Genomic DNA, 15,476 nt, shown 5'->3' with positions numbered 1-15,476 from the left:
GACTTACTTTTATTTAATAGCGATATAAACTTCCACCTGTGCCTCTTGTGGGTTTGCACAACGTTCATCATACAATTCAAAATCACCAGTATATGTTCGTTCCACCTCAGAATTTGCAAACCATGCCCAAATTTCTTGCCATGTTTGGATAACAATCTCCGGCATTTTTCCTTTTTGTGATGTGAATACTAAATATTTGGCTGCTGGAATAGTCTTGATGACTAATTCAGAAGGTGGTTCGTTCAATGGGCCTTCTACACCAAGTGTTATGGAATAATTGCCGTTTACATCAGTTTCATAGTCCGAGTACAAACCGTACACGCTTTGATTATCCAACGTAGAAAGTTGGCCAACAATATTTTGCTCATAAAAATCATGCCATAATTGCGGGATTTTGGCTTGTGCTGTCATTTCATTGGCATTGCTTGTTTCCGCCGAAATTCCTATGATTTGAAATGCCTCTCTGTTTATAATTTTTGGTTCTGACCATTCCTGTTTTCTCCATCTTTTTAAGCTTGGCAAAAAAGATGTGAGCATATGACGGGCCTCGTTTTCAGGCATGCCTTCTCCCTTTAGATGTGGCACGCAAATATCAATCATTGCTTCTACGGTTAAATCAGGTTGTTTAAAACTCCCCTTCTCATAACAATATGTACAATAGTCATGATTTTTGTGACCTTCTTTTTCCGTTCCTAATAAAGCCTCATCTGTTAGAGGCATTCCACAGCTTTGACAATAGCTTTGCATCATGGTTGATTCCACCCTTCGCTTTATTTGTCCTTACTATAGCAAAGGAAACCTGACAACTGTCTGTCAACTATTATCCGGATTCTTATATAGTTGAAAAATTTCCTGCGCACGTTTTTGAAGAATATCTCTAATGTGAGGTGGTTCTATAACTTTTATGCGATTGCCAAAACTAAGTAAAAAGCCGTACAACCACTCATCCTCTGGTATAGATATATTAATTTTGGCCAGCTCATGATCAACATATTCTACTCCAAAGGATTCTTCCACTAATGTCGTCACAGCCATATCAAAACTAATGACTAAATCGACTACGTTTTGTGGCTGATACCATTCTTTCCCCCATGGAAGTTCACTTAAATTAATTTCCTTTCGCTCAAAGTGTAGATCTTTTTGCATTAAGTTTTTAATCCTTGCCAGTTTAAAGAGACGAAAGTCCATTCTTAACGTGCAATAGCCATATAAATACCATGTCTTCCCTTTTTGAACCAATGTATGCGGTTCAACTACTCGCCTTGTTAACTCTCCATGTGTCGTCGAATACGTAAAGCTTACACAAAGCCTATTTTCTATAGCACTTTTTAAAAATGTAATATGTTCCTTAAAAAGAATATTTGGCCCCCATGGACTCAAATCTACAAATAAGTGGTCCATGGATTGTTTGACTTGATCATCTGCAATACTTGTTAACTTCTCAAGAACAGCTTCTGCATGTGAATCTTCATAGGTAGTCAAAGCACTTTTAATGGCAATTGTCAGAGACGCAAGCTCATCCTTTGTTAAAACCTGTTTATCTACACGATAACCATCTATTAAGCTAATTCCTCCGTGCACCCCTTGTTGGCTAATAACAGGTACCCCTGCACAGCTTAGTGTTTCAATATCTCGATAAATAGTACGAACCGATACATTAAATACTTCTGCTAATTCTTGTGCGGTAACCTTTTTTCGATTGATTAATATCATTATCATTGTTAGCAGACGCTCTAATTTCATAGATAAGCCCCTTTCTTAATAGATCTTATTTTTTTTTCAGTAAAATGCATTTTAATTACTATCATCCTATATTTTTAAGTATTTTTTAAGTACTTTTTGAGTTTTATTTAAGACAAATGTACTATAATAACGCCTGATTAATTATTACAATCATTATACTATTTTTACAATATAAGAAAAAATATTACTTTTTAAAGTCGATCTCTTACAGCATTTAATTCCTACTAAATATAAACTGTTTCAATTTTTTATAAGAATAGTTTGATACATAAACGCCTAAACAATTATTTCAATTCTCTTAACACAAATAAATAACTTCTTTCTTCTATATAATGAACGGCGAATACTTTCTAAGAAGGGATTTGGCGTGATGTGACATCCCCACAGGATTACTAACTCTCGCCTGTGGAAGACCTACAACAAATTGCTTTATTTTAGTATCAAATTTTTAATAGAGAAATTAAGTGATTTTAACTTTTCATGCCCTTTCAGTATATATAGAAAGCCTTTTCAACCAAAATGAACTAAAGTTTAATGGTTTTCAATTTAATTGTAAAAAGGAGAGTTTGATGTGATTCGAGCCGTTTTAATAGACAATGAACCTTTAGCTTTACAATATTTTCAAAATAAACTACAAGTATTTCAGCAAATACAAATTATTCAAACCTTTACGAGTGTAGAAGTATTTCTTAATGAGCTGCCCTCGATAGAATTTGAGGTTTTATTTTTAGAGGTAAAACTCAAAGAACTTTCTGGTCTTGAAGTAGCAGACATTATTAAAACAGAGCGTCCACATGTCAGTGTTGTTTTTATTACTTCCTATCATGAATTTGCTTTACAGGCTTACGAAATTGGTGGTCTAGACTATTTATTAAAGCCCATCAGCCATGCTCGTTTAGAAAAAACGGTGACTCGTATTGAGCATGAATTTTCTATACAGCAAATGCTTCAACAAGCAACTCAAACGTTATTAAATGTACAATGCTTTGATCAATTTGCTGTTTATAGCAATAAAAGCTTAGTGGCATTTAAAACTGAGAAGACGAAGGAATTGTTTGCTTATTTTATTTTGCATCCAAATATTCCTATTCACCGAGATTATTTAATTGAAATTTTTTGGCCAGATTTAGATTATGTAAGAGCCAAATCAAATCTTCATACAGCTTTGTCGTACTTAAGAAAAACATTAAATACGATTGGCTATGAAAACTGTATTGTTTTTTCAAATAAGTACTATATCTTTGAAAAACCAAGCCTCGTGTGTGACTTATATGATTTTCAAAAACTTCATGAGGATTTTTCACGATTAGAATTTCCTTCTATTTCTTTAATTCATCAATGTCTAGCAATTTATAAAAATGGTTTATTTGTATTTGATGATTATGAATGGGCAAAAGCCTATAAGGATAGATTAACGAAATCATACATAGAATTATTAGAAAAAGGGTTCCAAACTACAGTCTTTTCAGATACTGATAAAGCAATCGAATTTTTACATGCTTTATTAGAATATGATCCTTATAATGAACAAAAACTTGAGCACTATTTATACACATTAATTCAGGCAGGTCTTCATGAGCAGGCACATAAAATTTTCCTAACGTATAAACAAAAACTAAAAGAGGATTTAGCATTAACTCCAAGTTCTACTTTATTAGAGATATCAAAAAAATTATTTGTGGAAAGTAAATAATCATACTAAAAACGACGGGCTCCTACAATATTGTAGAAACTCGTCGTTTTTGCTTTAGCTACCACTACCCTCTGTCAAACCATGCTTAACCGCATATAGAGCAGCCTGGGTACGATCTTGTACTTGTAATTTTGTAAATATATTAGAAATATGAGTTTTAACTGTTTTTTCTGTAACAAATAATGAGGAAGCAATTTCTCGATTGCTTTTCCCTTTTGTTAGCTCTGCCAGCACATCCTGCTCACGAGGCGTCAATGGATTTAACGAATGCGGGGCATTCTCTGCCTCCTGGCGATCCATTTCAAGCGTCGTTGTAGCCTCTGGGTGTAATGTATTTTCGCCACGCATAATGCGACGAATAGATAAGACCAATTCATCTGGCTCAATATCTTTCAATTGATAGCCTGCTGCCCCAGCCTCCATTGCAGGGACAACATGGTCCCGATCTGAAAAGCTTGTCAGCATTAAAATCTCTATTTTTGGAAATTTTGCTTTAATGCGCTTTGTTGCCTGTATGCCGTCCAACTCAGGCATCACTAAATCCATTAAAATAATGTCTGGTTGGATACTTTCTGCTAATGATACGGCTTCATGTCCATTTTTTGCCTCTCCAACAACCTCAATATCTTTTTGTGTCTTTAAGAAAAACAGTAATCCTCGACGCACTACGTGATGATCGTCTGCAATTAATACACGTATCATGTCCTCTCCCCCTTAATATGGCAAGCGGATTAGCAGCTCCGTACCTTTGCCCATTTCACTTACCCAGTCAGCAGTGCCACCCACTGATTTTGCACGGTCCTTAATGGATTGTAAGCCCATTGACAATAGCTTCGTATTATTGTCAATGACAAATCCTCGTCCCTCATCGCGTATAACTAATAAAATATCTGTAGATGTGACGGTAATATAAAGTGCCGCCTCTAAAACACCTGCATGGCGTCGAACATTATTTAAAGCCTCTTGAGCTACTCGAAATAATGTCTCTTCAATACGCGATGGAAATTGTAGAACTCCTGAAACCGTAACATGTAATTTTAAGCCAAGCATCTCAGCATATACTTTTATCGCTTCCAGTAAGCCATTTTCCAATCCCTTTGGTCGCAGCTGCCAAATCAATGCCCGCATCTCTGTTAGCGCATCCTGAGTTAAATGCTGTATCTCTTTAAATGTTTCTTTCACATCGCTATCCTGTGTCATTTCAATACCAGCCCTCGCCGTTAGCGTAACCGAGAATAATAGTTGATTGACAGAATCATGTAAATCTCTTGCTAGACGGTTGCGTTCCTTTACAAGGGCCATTTCTTGCTCTTGTTTCGTCAGTAAAATTCGCTTTATAGCAGAACCCATCTGAAATGCTACCGACTCCAATAGGGCTAGCTCCTCCTCAGAAAAGCGTACCGTATCCTTTGAGGCAACATTTAATACACCAAAACGTTCTTGTCCAGATTGAAGGGGCACCGTGGCATGATGGGTGATTCCTTCATGATCCCCAACATTTGCTGCAATCGCACTTTCAATGCGTTGACATTCAATAATATTAGATGCCTTTTTTAACTCCTCATTACGATAACGCGATACACACCAACAGCCACCTTTTTTTAAATAATGACAGTTGTTAAATTCCAATGCCTCAGGTAAATTTTCATGAACAACAAGCTCCGAGCGTCCCTTTGCATCAATAAAAAAGATCCAACCTGTTTCAAAATTCGTTCCATTTAAAAATTTGATAAGGGCCCCTTTTAGCATCGTAACGATTTCAGTTTCTTCATTTAATAGTTCTGCAATTTCCTTCAATATACTTATATTGGAGTGCTCATTTTCCTTCACGAAAACACCTCTTCTTTAGCATTACTATTGTTAATGATACCATTAAGGCATTAGGCTCGTCTGCATTAGTCATTCATACTTTAGACTGAAATTATCGTCCTTATTTTGCGTAAGTTAATTTACATATAAAACTAGAACAACTATAATCGTACAAGTAGTGTTTTTATAAAGGGGAGAATCGATATGTCTAAAAAAGAGGAAAATGGCTTATTATTTATATGGATAGTTTCTGCTGTAGCTACACTAGGTTCATTATACTTTTCTGAAATTCGTCATTATGAACCGTGTAAACTATGTTGGATACAGCGTATTTTTATGTACCCGATCGTCATTATGGCCACTGTAGCCTTTATACAAAAAAATGCTCGTATTGCTGTCACAACAGCGGTTTTCTCAGTTATCGGAGGCTGTATCTCACTTTATCATTACGGCATTCAAAAGCTTAGTTTTTTAGCGGATAATGCCCCTTCTTGTGGCGCCGTATCATGTACAGGACAATATATTAACTGGTTAGGCTTTATCACTATTCCATTTTTAGCATTAACTGCATTTATTTTAATTGCAGGGGCAAGCTTCTATTTAATAAAAGCTACAAAAGCTGCAAAATAATCAAGAGACCGTGTTCTACCATTGGAATACGGTCTTTTTTACGGAGGAAGATCAATGTTTCTTTATACATTTAATGAAGATCACTTAACGATTGAGGAACTGTTACGTAATCATTGGCGACTAGGCAAAAAGCTCGTCCATGAACTACGGATGGCAAAAGCTATTACATTAGAAAATGATGAGCTTGTTCAATGGAATACTCCTTTACAAGTAGGCACTATTGTTAAATTTACATTCCCAATCCCAGCGTCTAGCTATAAACCAACACCTGTTTGTGCGATTGATATAGTTTATGAGGATGATCATTGCTTAATCGTATCCAAGCCAAAGGGAATGGCAACGCACCCTAATGATGACCGAGATACCCATACATGTATGAACCACGTTATGGCGCATATCCAACAACAAGGTGGTATGTATGCAGAGCATGTCCATCGGCTAGATAAAGGGACACAAGGTTTATTACTCGTAGCCAAGCATCCTTTAGCGAAATCAATTTTTGACCGAATGATTGAAGAAAAATCGATTATTCGGACGTATGCGGCAGAAGTACAAGGAAATATACGCTCCTCATCAGGTACCATTTCCGAATCTATTGGTAAAGATCGACATCATGCTTCTAGACGTGTCGTGTCCAAAACTGGTCAGCATGCAGTGACACATTATGAAGTCGTATCACGCTACAAAAATTCTTGTGTGGTCCATTTGATTCTTGAAACGGGTCGAACACATCAAATTCGTGTCCATTTAGCCTATATCGGCCATCCCATTATTGGTGATACTATGTACGGTGCAAGAGAAACGGCTAGTGATGACTATGAACTCCATGCTATCCAATTAGAATTTGACCATCCATTTTTAAATAAACGCATTACAGTCAAGGACGATCAATAATTAAAAAATCCCGCTTCTCTGTTACGAGAGCGGGATTTATATATAGAACTAAAAATCAAATTTGAAATGATCAGGATCTTGCCCAAATCGTTGATTACGATTTAATGACGCTATCTTATCCATTTGAGTCTGTGTTAATTCAAAGTCAAAAATCTGTGCATTTTCTTCAATTCGACTTGATGTAACCGATTTAGGAATTATCAATGTGTCATTTTGTAAATGCCAGCGTAACACTACCTGAGCAGCCGTCTTGCCGATCTCCTTACCAATTTCTACGATAGTTGAATCATCAAGTACCCCACCTCGTCCTAACGGTGACCATGCAGTAACTGCAATCTCATGTTCATGGCAAAATGCGCTTAATGTTTGTTGTTGTAAATATGGATGCATCTCCACCTGATTAACCATTGGAGCAATATTGGCCTTTGCCAGTATTTTTTCTAAATGATGTTCATGATGGTTCGACACACCTGTTGCACGAATTAGTTTTTCATCATATAGGCGCTCAATGGCACGATATGTTTCCTCAAATGTTTCTGGAACAGCCCAATGTGTTAAATATAAATCTACGTAATCCATATTAAGTTTCTTCAGCGATACTTCAAATGCGCGTAAGGTTTCATCATATCCTTGGTCATTATTCCATACTTTTGTTGTAACAAAAATATGTTCACGTGGTACACCTGAATGACGAATTGCTTCTCCTACCTCTGCTTCATTCCCATACAATGATGCCGTATCGATAGCTCGATAACCAACCTTCAGAGCTGTATCGATGGATTGTAATGTTTCTTCATGATCTGTCATTTTATAAACACCTAAGCCGAAGCGAGGCATTTCTACTCCATTTAATAATGTTTTCGATGATTGTAAATACATGAATCACAACCCCTTTCTTTTTCCTAGTACCATTATACAAAAAATTGGATTTAAGAAAAATAAAGAAGCTACCGTTCTCCACCACTATTCATCCTTTTCTTCGATACTTTCCAATTGAATAGGGTCAGCAATACGCTCATCCTCCGCAAGCTCTAGACCATCACGTAAATGTTCCATTTGTTTGCCCAAATCTTTTAATTCCTTCATATCTCTCGCCATCGTACCATTTTCAATGTTTGGCACTTTTTTTTTCATATGAATCACCTCCTTAATAGTTTTCCCGATAACTATACGTTTGAACCATTTCTGACATATTTTATTCAGGTATGTCGTTTCATTTTCACAGTAGATAGGCTATACTAAACAGAGATGTCTTTATTACATGAGGAGGGTTACTTCCATGAAACTATTATTAATCATTGGTGTAACAGTTGCTTTCTTAACAGCTATTTTTACTGCTGGGTACGAAGGCGATTACAAAGCGGATAAATAATACCTCGAGAAAATCACTGAGCATTAGATGTGCTTAGTGATTTTCTTTTTTTGTCAAACAATAAAATTACTTACTTGACTTTCAGTTATTTTTAAAATAAACTAACTTACATAAAGTAACTAAATAAATAAAAATAACTTACTGGAGGTATTCTATATGCATTTCCATGAAAAACCCAACACATATGTAACAAATGTTGAAATAAAAGTAAGCAATCTACAACGTTCTTTAGCATTTTATCAAGACGTCATTGGCTTCAACGTTTTACACGAAGGATCACATAAAGCTACTTTAACAGCGGATGGGCATACTGCACTATTAACAATAGTCCAACCAGACACAGTGGAAGAAAAACTGAGCAGGACGACTGGACTTTATCATTTTGCACTACTCTTGCCAACTCGTCGTGATTTAGCAAATATTATCACGCATTTTCATGAAAAAGGAGTATATCTTGGGGCTTCTGATCATGCTGTCAGTGAAGCACTCTATTTAAATGATCCTGATGATAATGGTATTGAGGTATATGCAGATCGCCCTGAAAATGAATGGGGATGGCATATGGATCAAGTGCATATGGTGACAGAGCCACTAAATATTCGTTCGATTTTAGAAGAAGGTGATGAAAATTGGAATGGCCTTCCTGCAGGTACGGTCATGGGACATATTCACTTATCTGTTTCTAACTTGGCAGAGGCTGAACAATTTTATACAAAGGGCTTAGGATATGATATTGTGGCGCGCTATGGTTCACAGGCATTATTTATTTCTACAGGGCGCTATCACCATCACATTGGCCTAAACACTTGGCACTCAGAAAATGCTCCAAAGCTTGGCGAAAACCAAGTAGGCTTAAAAACGTACTCACTGCGTTTAGATAATGAAGAACAAGCATCAATGATGAAAGCGAACCTTCGTGCAATGGGTGCACCTGTTATCGATATAGACGGTGGATTCCAAACTGAGGACCCGGCTGGAAATGCCGTATTATTAAAACTTTAGTAAAAAGCAGTTCTCACAAGTTGAGAACTGCTTTTATTAATGTAAACCTGGATATCCTTGTTGTCGTAATGCCTCATATATAACAATCGCAGCCGTATTAGATAAGTTGAGTGAACGGACATGATCACTTTGCGGAATACGTAAGCACATATTACGACGTTCATATGCAAATTCTTTCGGCAGTCCTGTTGTTTCTTTCCCAAACATAAAGTAAATATCACGCTCTTTATCACTAAAATCATGCGTAGTGAACGGCTCATCACTATAAGTTTCGATTAAATATACGTCTCCATCTTTAGAATACTCTATAAAATCATCCAGTGAATCATGATAAACAATGTTCACACTATGCCAATAATCTAAGCCTGCCCGTTTTAGCATTTTATCGTCGGTTGAAAAGCCTAGTGGACGAATTAAATGTAATGATGTATTTGTACCAGCACAAGTGCGAGCAATATTTCCTGTATTCGCTGGAATTTCTGGTTGATATAAAACGATATGCAATGGCATAACAATACACTTCCTTATTGTCATAATTTCTTTTAGTAGAACTCATTTAGTTGAGTTGTTGTTCTCTTCATTCATCCTGAAAAACTTCAAACCTTTGTGAATTTCATGCAATACTTCTTCGTCCTGCTCACTAGCTTCCGCATCATATAAGGCAGACTTAGCCTGTTCGCCGCCGATCTTACCTAAAGCCCATGCGGATGTGCCTCGAATGACTGGACGATTATCGTTTTTCAAAAGGTTGATGAGATCTGGTATAGCCGCTTCCTCTTTAAAATGAGCAAGGGCGAGGATCGCATTTCGTTGAATGGGCTTTTTACCTCGCCATGAACCAGAAACGTGGCCAAATTTCGCCTTAAAATCTCTATTGGAAATCGTTAATAGTGGTGTTAGTAATGGCTTGGCAAGCTCTGGATCAGGCATAAATTCTTCATGAATCCAATTAATTTTCCCTTTATTTTTGGGACACACAGTCTGACAAGTATCACAACCATAGAGACGATTACCAATGTGGTTTCGAAACTCTTCAGGAAGTGTTCCCTTCGTTTGAGTGAGGAAGGCAATACAGCGTTGTGCATCCAATTGCCCTCCTTGGATTAATGCACCTGTTGGACAAACATCCAAGCATAGGCGACACTCACCACATTCATCCTCCATTGGCTTATCTGGCGAGAATGGAATATTGGTAATAAGCTCTCCTAAATACACATAAGACCCAAATTCAGGTGTTATAATCGAACAGTTTTTACCGCTCCAGCCTATGCCTGCACGTTCTGCTACTGCACGGTCTACAAGTGCACCTGTATCAACCATTGACTCAATACGTACACCTTCGACACGCTCCTCAAGCCAAGCAGATAATAACTTCAAACGTTCACGTATTGCTGTATGATAATCGACTCCCCATGAAGCACGGCAAAATATCCCACGTCTTGCTCCCTTTTTGCCAATGGGTGCATTTTGCATACGTGAGGGATAAGCAACCGCGATCGAGACAATACTCTCTGCCTCATTTAATAATTGCAGGGGTTCGGTACGTTTCTCAATATCACTTTCCTCAAAGCCAGACTGATAGCCAAGCTCCTGCTGACGACGCAGTCGGTTTTTTAATTCTGTAAAGGGAGCTGCTGTTGTAAAACCTATTTTATCAACGCCAATGGATATTGCATATGCCACAAAGTCGCGTTGTAGGTCATGTATGTTCATTTTATTTCCAACTCCTTACATGGTACAATAATAGAAATAGATAAAGTAGGTGATGTTCTTTGGAAATTTCCATTAACGAATCTCTATTAACACAACATCCCGAGCTAAAAATCGGCATTATTCATTATACCAAAATTGTTGTAGCAGAATCCCCTCAAATGATTAAAGGTCGGATGCAATTGTATCAAGAAAACCTTTTTCTAGACATGCAGGACCTTCCAGTGAACCAGCGTGAGGGCATTGCAGAATGGCGAGCACTATGGAAAAAGCTAGGTGCCGATCCAAATCGTTATCGTCACTCAGCAGAAAGTCTTATGCGTCGGATTAGTAAACAAAACTATTTAACACCATTTCATTCTGGTGTAGATTTAAATAACTTCTTCTCTCTTCAATATGAAATTCCAATTGGCCTATATGATGTAGCCCTTATAAAAGGGTGCGTAGAAATAGCTCTTGGCCATGAAGACATTGGTTATGAAGGTTTAAATGGGCGTTTTAATACATTCAACAACATCCTCTTTAGTCGTGATGAAAAGGGAGCATTTGGTTCTCCATTTGTCGATTCTAAACGTACAGCCGTTACAGAAGATACGACTGAGGCGCTACATATTTTTTATCTTAGACCATCATTAACACATGAAGCAGCGAATGACCTTTTGGCGTCAGCAGGCAAAATGTTTAATCAAATTCACGGTGGTGACTATCAAATTGCCCTCCTGTCAAATAATGCACCATCTACAACACTTTAAAAAGGACGTGGTTTCGTGATCAATCTTGCAGAAGCTGTTAAACTAAAAAGTATTTTAGGAAAGAAAACGCAAGAGCTTATTAGTGAATTACATCGTAGTGCTTTTGTGACAGTAGAAAAGGGACAGGCTCCTAAAACAAGTAACCGTGCACTCTCTCTTATTGAAACGGAATTGGCACAAGTTCGTGAAGATATGCGTACGTTAGATCGTTTAGTGTATGAAGCAAACATTCAAAACACAGTAAATTTTAAAGATCAGAAACTAGCACTAGTAGAAGCTATCGAATTAGCTACACAGCTTCGTGCTGAGGCTGAACTATGTAAAGAATTTAGTATGCGGGAAAAAGAAAGTGTTCGTTTTGGCTATGGTGATGGTGCTATGTTATACGAGATTGCATTATATGAGCCTGATGACTATCGAGAACGAGCAATGAAGCTCGAAAAAGAGGCACATAAACTATCCAATCTTATTAATTCAAAAAATTACAGCATACAAATTAACTTTGATGATTCCCGATACTTCTAATCTCGGGGCGGTGAGACTCCAAACCGAGTTGGATGTGCTGTTTTCAAATTTAGCTATTCGGCTAATTAGATAAAAACCAATAACAAGTTACCTGTTACTGTATGACCGATGACTAATGACCAACTATAGGTAAAGGCCATACTCAAAAAACTTGATTCCATTTGAAAACGCCATCCAAGGCTCTCCTACATGTATGTATGGAGAGCCTTTTTATCAGCAAATATGTAAAAATTCCCTATGTCTAGATTGCCCCTTTCAAGGACAAAATGGAAGTAACTATTGGAAAGGGGTCATACTATGACGCAGCAAAATGATTCAACACATGAGCAAGATACAACATTGACAAATCGACAGGGGCATCCCGTTACTAACAATCAAAATTTACGAACAGTCAGTAATCGCGGTCCTGCAACACTTGAGAATTATGATTTTCTAGAGAAGATAAGTCACTTTGACAGAGAGCGAATCCCAGAACGAGTTGTTCATGCTCGCGGTGCTGGTGCACATGGTTATTTTGAAACATACGGTGTAGTAGGCGATGAACCAATTTCTAAATATACTCGTGCAAAAGTCTTTCAGGATAAAGGAAAAAAAACGCCAGTATTTGTGCGTTTTTCAACGGTTATCCATGGTGGACACTCGCCTGAAACATTACGAGATCCACGAGGCTTTGCGGTAAAATTTTATACAGAGGATGGCAACTGGGATTTAGTCGGTAATAATTTAAAAATCTTCTTTATCCGTGATGCCATGAAATTCCCTGACATGATTCATGCATTTAAGCCTGATCCTATTACTAATATTCAAAACGTTGAACGTTTCTTTGATTTTTGTGCTAGCTCACCAGAATCCTTTCATATGGTAACATTTGTATACTCACCTTGGGGTATACCCGCTAACTATCGTATGATGCAGGGTTCTGGCGTCAATACGTATAAGTGGGTTAATCAGGAAGGTAAAGGGGTCCTCGTCAAATATCATTGGGAGCCACTTCAGGGCATTAAAAATTTAACACAAAAAGAAGCAGAAGAAATTCAGCAGAAAAATTTTAATCATGCCACCCAGGATTTATATGATGCAATTGAACGTGAAGAATTTCCTGAATGGGAGTTACATGTTCAAATTATGGAGGATGGTCCACATCCTGAGCTTGATTTTGATCCATTGGATGACACAAAGCTTTGGCCAAACGATCAATTCCCATGGTATCCAGTCGGTAAAATGGTATTAAACAAAAATCCTGAGGACTATTTTGCAGAGGTAGAACAAGCTACTTTCGGTACGGGCGTACTGGTCGATGGTTTAGATTTCTCCGATGATAAAATGCTGCAAGGTCGTACATTCTCCTATTCGGATACACAACGTCACCGTGTGGGAGCCAACTATCTTCAATTGCCAATTAATGCTCCTAAAAAGCGTGTAGCAACCAATCAAAGTGGTGGCCAAATGATGTATAAACGAGATTTAGCACCTGGTCAAAATCCACATATTAATTATGAGCCATCCATGTTAAATGGCTTAAAGGAAGCTACACAGGATGGCAAGGAATATACTCCATATGTTGAAGGAAACCTTGTTCGAGAATCCATTGATCATCAAAGTAATACCAAGCAGGCTGGTGAAACTTACCGTAACTTTGAGCAATGGGAGCGCGATGAGCTGCTTGCCAATTTAATTCGTGATTTATCCGTCTGTCATATGGATATACAAAATGCAATGATTGCACTAGCAGAAGAAGCAGATGAAGAATATGGTCGTTTGCTAAAAGAAGGGTTGCATAAGGCAAGAAAGGAATCCTCTCCTTCAAAGCCGCTTGGCAATATTGATGGAAATCATGCCCCTCAAGATGCGATAGATAAAGGACATAATGCCGACCCTTATTAATTCACACCCAAAAAGACATTACATATTTTTGTAATGTCTTTTTTGCATTATTGTTCATAGGCCTTATACCAATGATATGGTTGTATCTCTTTTAACGTTTTAAATATTAGTGTACCGTCTGAATTCGTAACTGCTGCCTTCACATTCTCTCCCCAATAAAAGAGTCTTTCTTGGCAGACCCCACAAGGTGTGAGCACTACGAATTTGGATGTTTCATTTTCTCTAGCAACACAAATCGAATGGGTCACCTTTGTATTCAATTTATGCGCCTCTAAAATAGCACCCGTTTCCATACATAATTCAGTTGCTGCATTGATGACCTCTGGTGCTACACTAGTTAAAATATGCCCGTCCTCAGAATACAAAGCGGCCGCACCGCCCCATCCTGAGGGATATCTTTTCTCCACTAATTGGACGGCTGCTTCATAGAGCTTTTTTTCAATATCCATACCATTTAACATCTCCCTACAGTTAATATACTCCTGGTAATATTTTTAATACTTTTTCCTCTGCATCTAAATACGCATCTACCCCCAGAGGAATGCCTACATTCGTTGATTCATGTCCTATTTTAAAACCTGCCACAACAGGAATGCCTAAGTCTGAAAAATACTCTTTCATTAAATTGTGTAGTGCTGCTTCATCCGCTTCTGTTTGTGTAAAGGAGCCAATGACAACACCTGCTAGCTGCTCTAATTTTCTAGCTTGCTTTAATTGCTGTAGCATCGAATCAATGTTAGGAATCGATTCAGCTAACTCCTCTATCAATAAAATCTTACCTTCCGTCTGTATCTCAAATTTAGTGCCTAATGTGCTGACAAGACGATAAAGATTTCCTCCTATTAATTCACCACGTGCCATCCCACCAGCAATTGTTGTTAAAGGAGAAATTGACTCCGTATATTGTATTTCGATAGGGGAAAATAATTGTACAAACATTTTCTTCGATAGTTCATCCATTGTATTAGCAGCCATTAACATAGGTCCATGGAATGTTACTAAATTGGCGTACTCATTGATGGCACAATGCAAATATGTAATATCTGAAAAGCCCCAGAAAATTTTTGGATTTTCCTCTAATAACGTATAATCAATTTTTTCAGCTATTCGAGCAGCGCCATAGCCACCCTTTACACAAAAAATCGCTTTCACTTCAGGATTCTTTACCATTTCATGAAAATCTGCTAACCTGATTTCATCACTACCCGCTAAATAATCATGCTTTGCATGGATTGTATCCCCTACGATATAGTGAAGACCCAACTCATCTAAAAAAGATAATGCGTCCCCTAGCTTCTCAGGATCTACTAGACTCGATAGAGCAACTACACCTACTAAATCTCCCTTTTGTAAACGTGGTACGGTATTTTTCATGTTCATTCCTCCTCTTATTTTACTTATGCTGCCTCTAAGCTGGTGCGAGGCATTTATCTATTATTGCATCTTCTTCCCATTATTTTAT

The 15,476-nt window shown here is 37.6% G+C and carries 17 protein-coding genes; 7 read left to right on the top strand and 10 right to left on the bottom strand.

Annotated features, from left to right (window positions below):
* Positions 1–9: 9 nt before the first annotated feature.
* Both B3D94_RS22720 and B3D94_RS22715 read right to left on the bottom strand, forming a co-directional pair.
* Positions 10–750, bottom strand: coding sequence for an effector binding domain-containing protein (locus B3D94_RS22720; protein WP_291761090.1), 741 nt, complete (start codon positions 748–750; stop codon positions 10–12).
* A 63-nt stretch (positions 751–813) separates the two neighbouring features.
* Positions 814–1,743, bottom strand: coding sequence for a helix-turn-helix transcriptional regulator (locus B3D94_RS22715; protein ID WP_291761087.1), 930 nt, complete (start codon positions 1,741–1,743; stop codon positions 814–816).
* Positions 1,744–2,314: 571 nt separating this feature from the next.
* On the opposite strand from B3D94_RS22715, the gene B3D94_RS22710 reads away from it, so the two are divergent.
* Positions 2,315–3,436: a response regulator gene (locus B3D94_RS22710; protein WP_069482629.1), complete on the top strand. Its 1,122-nt coding sequence runs from the start codon at positions 2,315–2,317 to the stop codon at positions 3,434–3,436.
* Between the two features lie 54 nt (positions 3,437–3,490).
* Here the strand turns inward: B3D94_RS22710 and B3D94_RS22705 are convergent, their stop codons facing one another.
* Positions 3,491–4,138, bottom strand: a complete 648-nt coding sequence (locus tag B3D94_RS22705; RefSeq protein ID WP_193833073.1) for a response regulator — start codon at positions 4,136–4,138, stop codon at positions 3,491–3,493.
* Between the two features lie 12 nt (positions 4,139–4,150).
* Positions 4,151–5,266, bottom strand: coding sequence for a GAF domain-containing sensor histidine kinase (locus B3D94_RS22700; protein ID WP_025117285.1), 1,116 nt, complete (start codon positions 5,264–5,266; stop codon positions 4,151–4,153).
* 183 nt (positions 5,267–5,449) lie between these two features.
* Here B3D94_RS22700 and B3D94_RS22695 point away from each other — a divergent pair, with 183 nt between their 5' ends.
* A complete protein-coding gene (locus B3D94_RS22695) occupies positions 5,450–5,875 on the top strand; it encodes a disulfide oxidoreductase (RefSeq protein ID WP_008173406.1) in 426 nt (141 codons plus the stop codon).
* A 54-nt stretch (positions 5,876–5,929) separates the two neighbouring features.
* Complete coding sequence (locus tag B3D94_RS22690; RefSeq protein WP_193833074.1) at positions 5,930–6,769, top strand: RluA family pseudouridine synthase; 840 nt, start codon at positions 5,930–5,932, stop codon at positions 6,767–6,769.
* A gap of 48 nt (positions 6,770–6,817) precedes the next feature.
* Here the strand turns inward: B3D94_RS22690 and B3D94_RS22685 are convergent, their stop codons facing one another.
* Both B3D94_RS22685 and B3D94_RS22680 read right to left on the bottom strand, forming a co-directional pair.
* Positions 6,818–7,648, bottom strand: a complete 831-nt coding sequence (locus B3D94_RS22685) for an aldo/keto reductase (RefSeq protein WP_291761075.1) — start codon at positions 7,646–7,648, stop codon at positions 6,818–6,820.
* Between the two features lie 84 nt (positions 7,649–7,732).
* The gene (locus B3D94_RS22680; protein ID WP_008173412.1) at positions 7,733–7,903 is read right to left on the bottom strand and encodes a hypothetical protein; all 171 of its coding nucleotides are present in this window, start codon (positions 7,901–7,903) and stop codon (positions 7,733–7,735) included.
* A 394-nt stretch (positions 7,904–8,297) separates the two neighbouring features.
* Here B3D94_RS22680 and B3D94_RS22675 point away from each other — a divergent pair, with 394 nt between their 5' ends.
* A complete protein-coding gene (locus B3D94_RS22675) occupies positions 8,298–9,143 on the top strand; it encodes a VOC family protein (RefSeq protein ID WP_069482634.1) in 846 nt (281 codons plus the stop codon).
* Between the two features lie 36 nt (positions 9,144–9,179).
* Here the strand turns inward: B3D94_RS22675 and trmL are convergent, their stop codons facing one another.
* Complete coding sequence (gene trmL / locus B3D94_RS22670; protein ID WP_069482635.1) at positions 9,180–9,653, bottom strand: tRNA (uridine(34)/cytosine(34)/5-carboxymethylaminomethyluridine(34)-2'-O)-methyltransferase TrmL; 474 nt, start codon at positions 9,651–9,653, stop codon at positions 9,180–9,182.
* Between the two features lie 42 nt (positions 9,654–9,695).
* Positions 9,696–10,856, bottom strand: coding sequence for a tRNA epoxyqueuosine(34) reductase QueG (gene queG, locus B3D94_RS22665; protein ID WP_291761069.1), 1,161 nt, complete (start codon positions 10,854–10,856; stop codon positions 9,696–9,698).
* A gap of 59 nt (positions 10,857–10,915) precedes the next feature.
* On the opposite strand from queG, the gene B3D94_RS22660 reads away from it, so the two are divergent.
* The 3 genes from B3D94_RS22660 to B3D94_RS22650 all read left to right on the top strand — a co-directional run bounded on the left by B3D94_RS22660 (position 10,916) and on the right by B3D94_RS22650 (position 14,014).
* Entirely contained in the window at positions 10,916–11,605 is a 690-nt protein-coding gene (locus tag B3D94_RS22660) for a B3/B4 domain-containing protein (protein WP_291761066.1), read from the top strand.
* Between the two features lie 15 nt (positions 11,606–11,620).
* Positions 11,621–12,130: a hypothetical protein gene (locus B3D94_RS22655; protein WP_069482638.1), complete on the top strand. Its 510-nt coding sequence runs from the start codon at positions 11,621–11,623 to the stop codon at positions 12,128–12,130.
* Between the two features lie 297 nt (positions 12,131–12,427).
* Positions 12,428–14,014 carry a catalase gene (locus B3D94_RS22650; RefSeq protein ID WP_291761063.1) on the top strand — a complete coding sequence of 529 codons (1,587 nt, stop codon included), beginning with the start codon at positions 12,428–12,430 and terminating at the stop codon, positions 14,012–14,014.
* Between the two features lie 47 nt (positions 14,015–14,061).
* On the opposite strand, the gene B3D94_RS22645 is transcribed toward B3D94_RS22650, so the two are convergent.
* Positions 14,062–14,463 carry a cytidine deaminase gene (locus B3D94_RS22645; RefSeq protein ID WP_069483418.1) on the bottom strand — a complete coding sequence of 134 codons (402 nt, stop codon included), beginning with the start codon at positions 14,461–14,463 and terminating at the stop codon, positions 14,062–14,064.
* Between the two features lie 22 nt (positions 14,464–14,485).
* Positions 14,486–15,388 carry a S66 peptidase family protein gene (locus tag B3D94_RS22640; RefSeq protein WP_291761061.1) on the bottom strand — a complete coding sequence of 301 codons (903 nt, stop codon included), beginning with the start codon at positions 15,386–15,388 and terminating at the stop codon, positions 14,486–14,488.
* Positions 15,389–15,476: the final 88 nt, after the last annotated feature.

Origin of the sequence: Lysinibacillus sp. UBA5990 (assembly GCF_002429815.1) — a bacterium.
Classification (GTDB): domain Bacteria; phylum Bacillota; class Bacilli; order Bacillales_A; family Planococcaceae; genus Lysinibacillus; species Lysinibacillus fusiformis.
The sequence above is the reverse complement of the archived record's forward strand: the minus strand, read 5'-3'. Positions and strand labels throughout refer to the sequence as shown.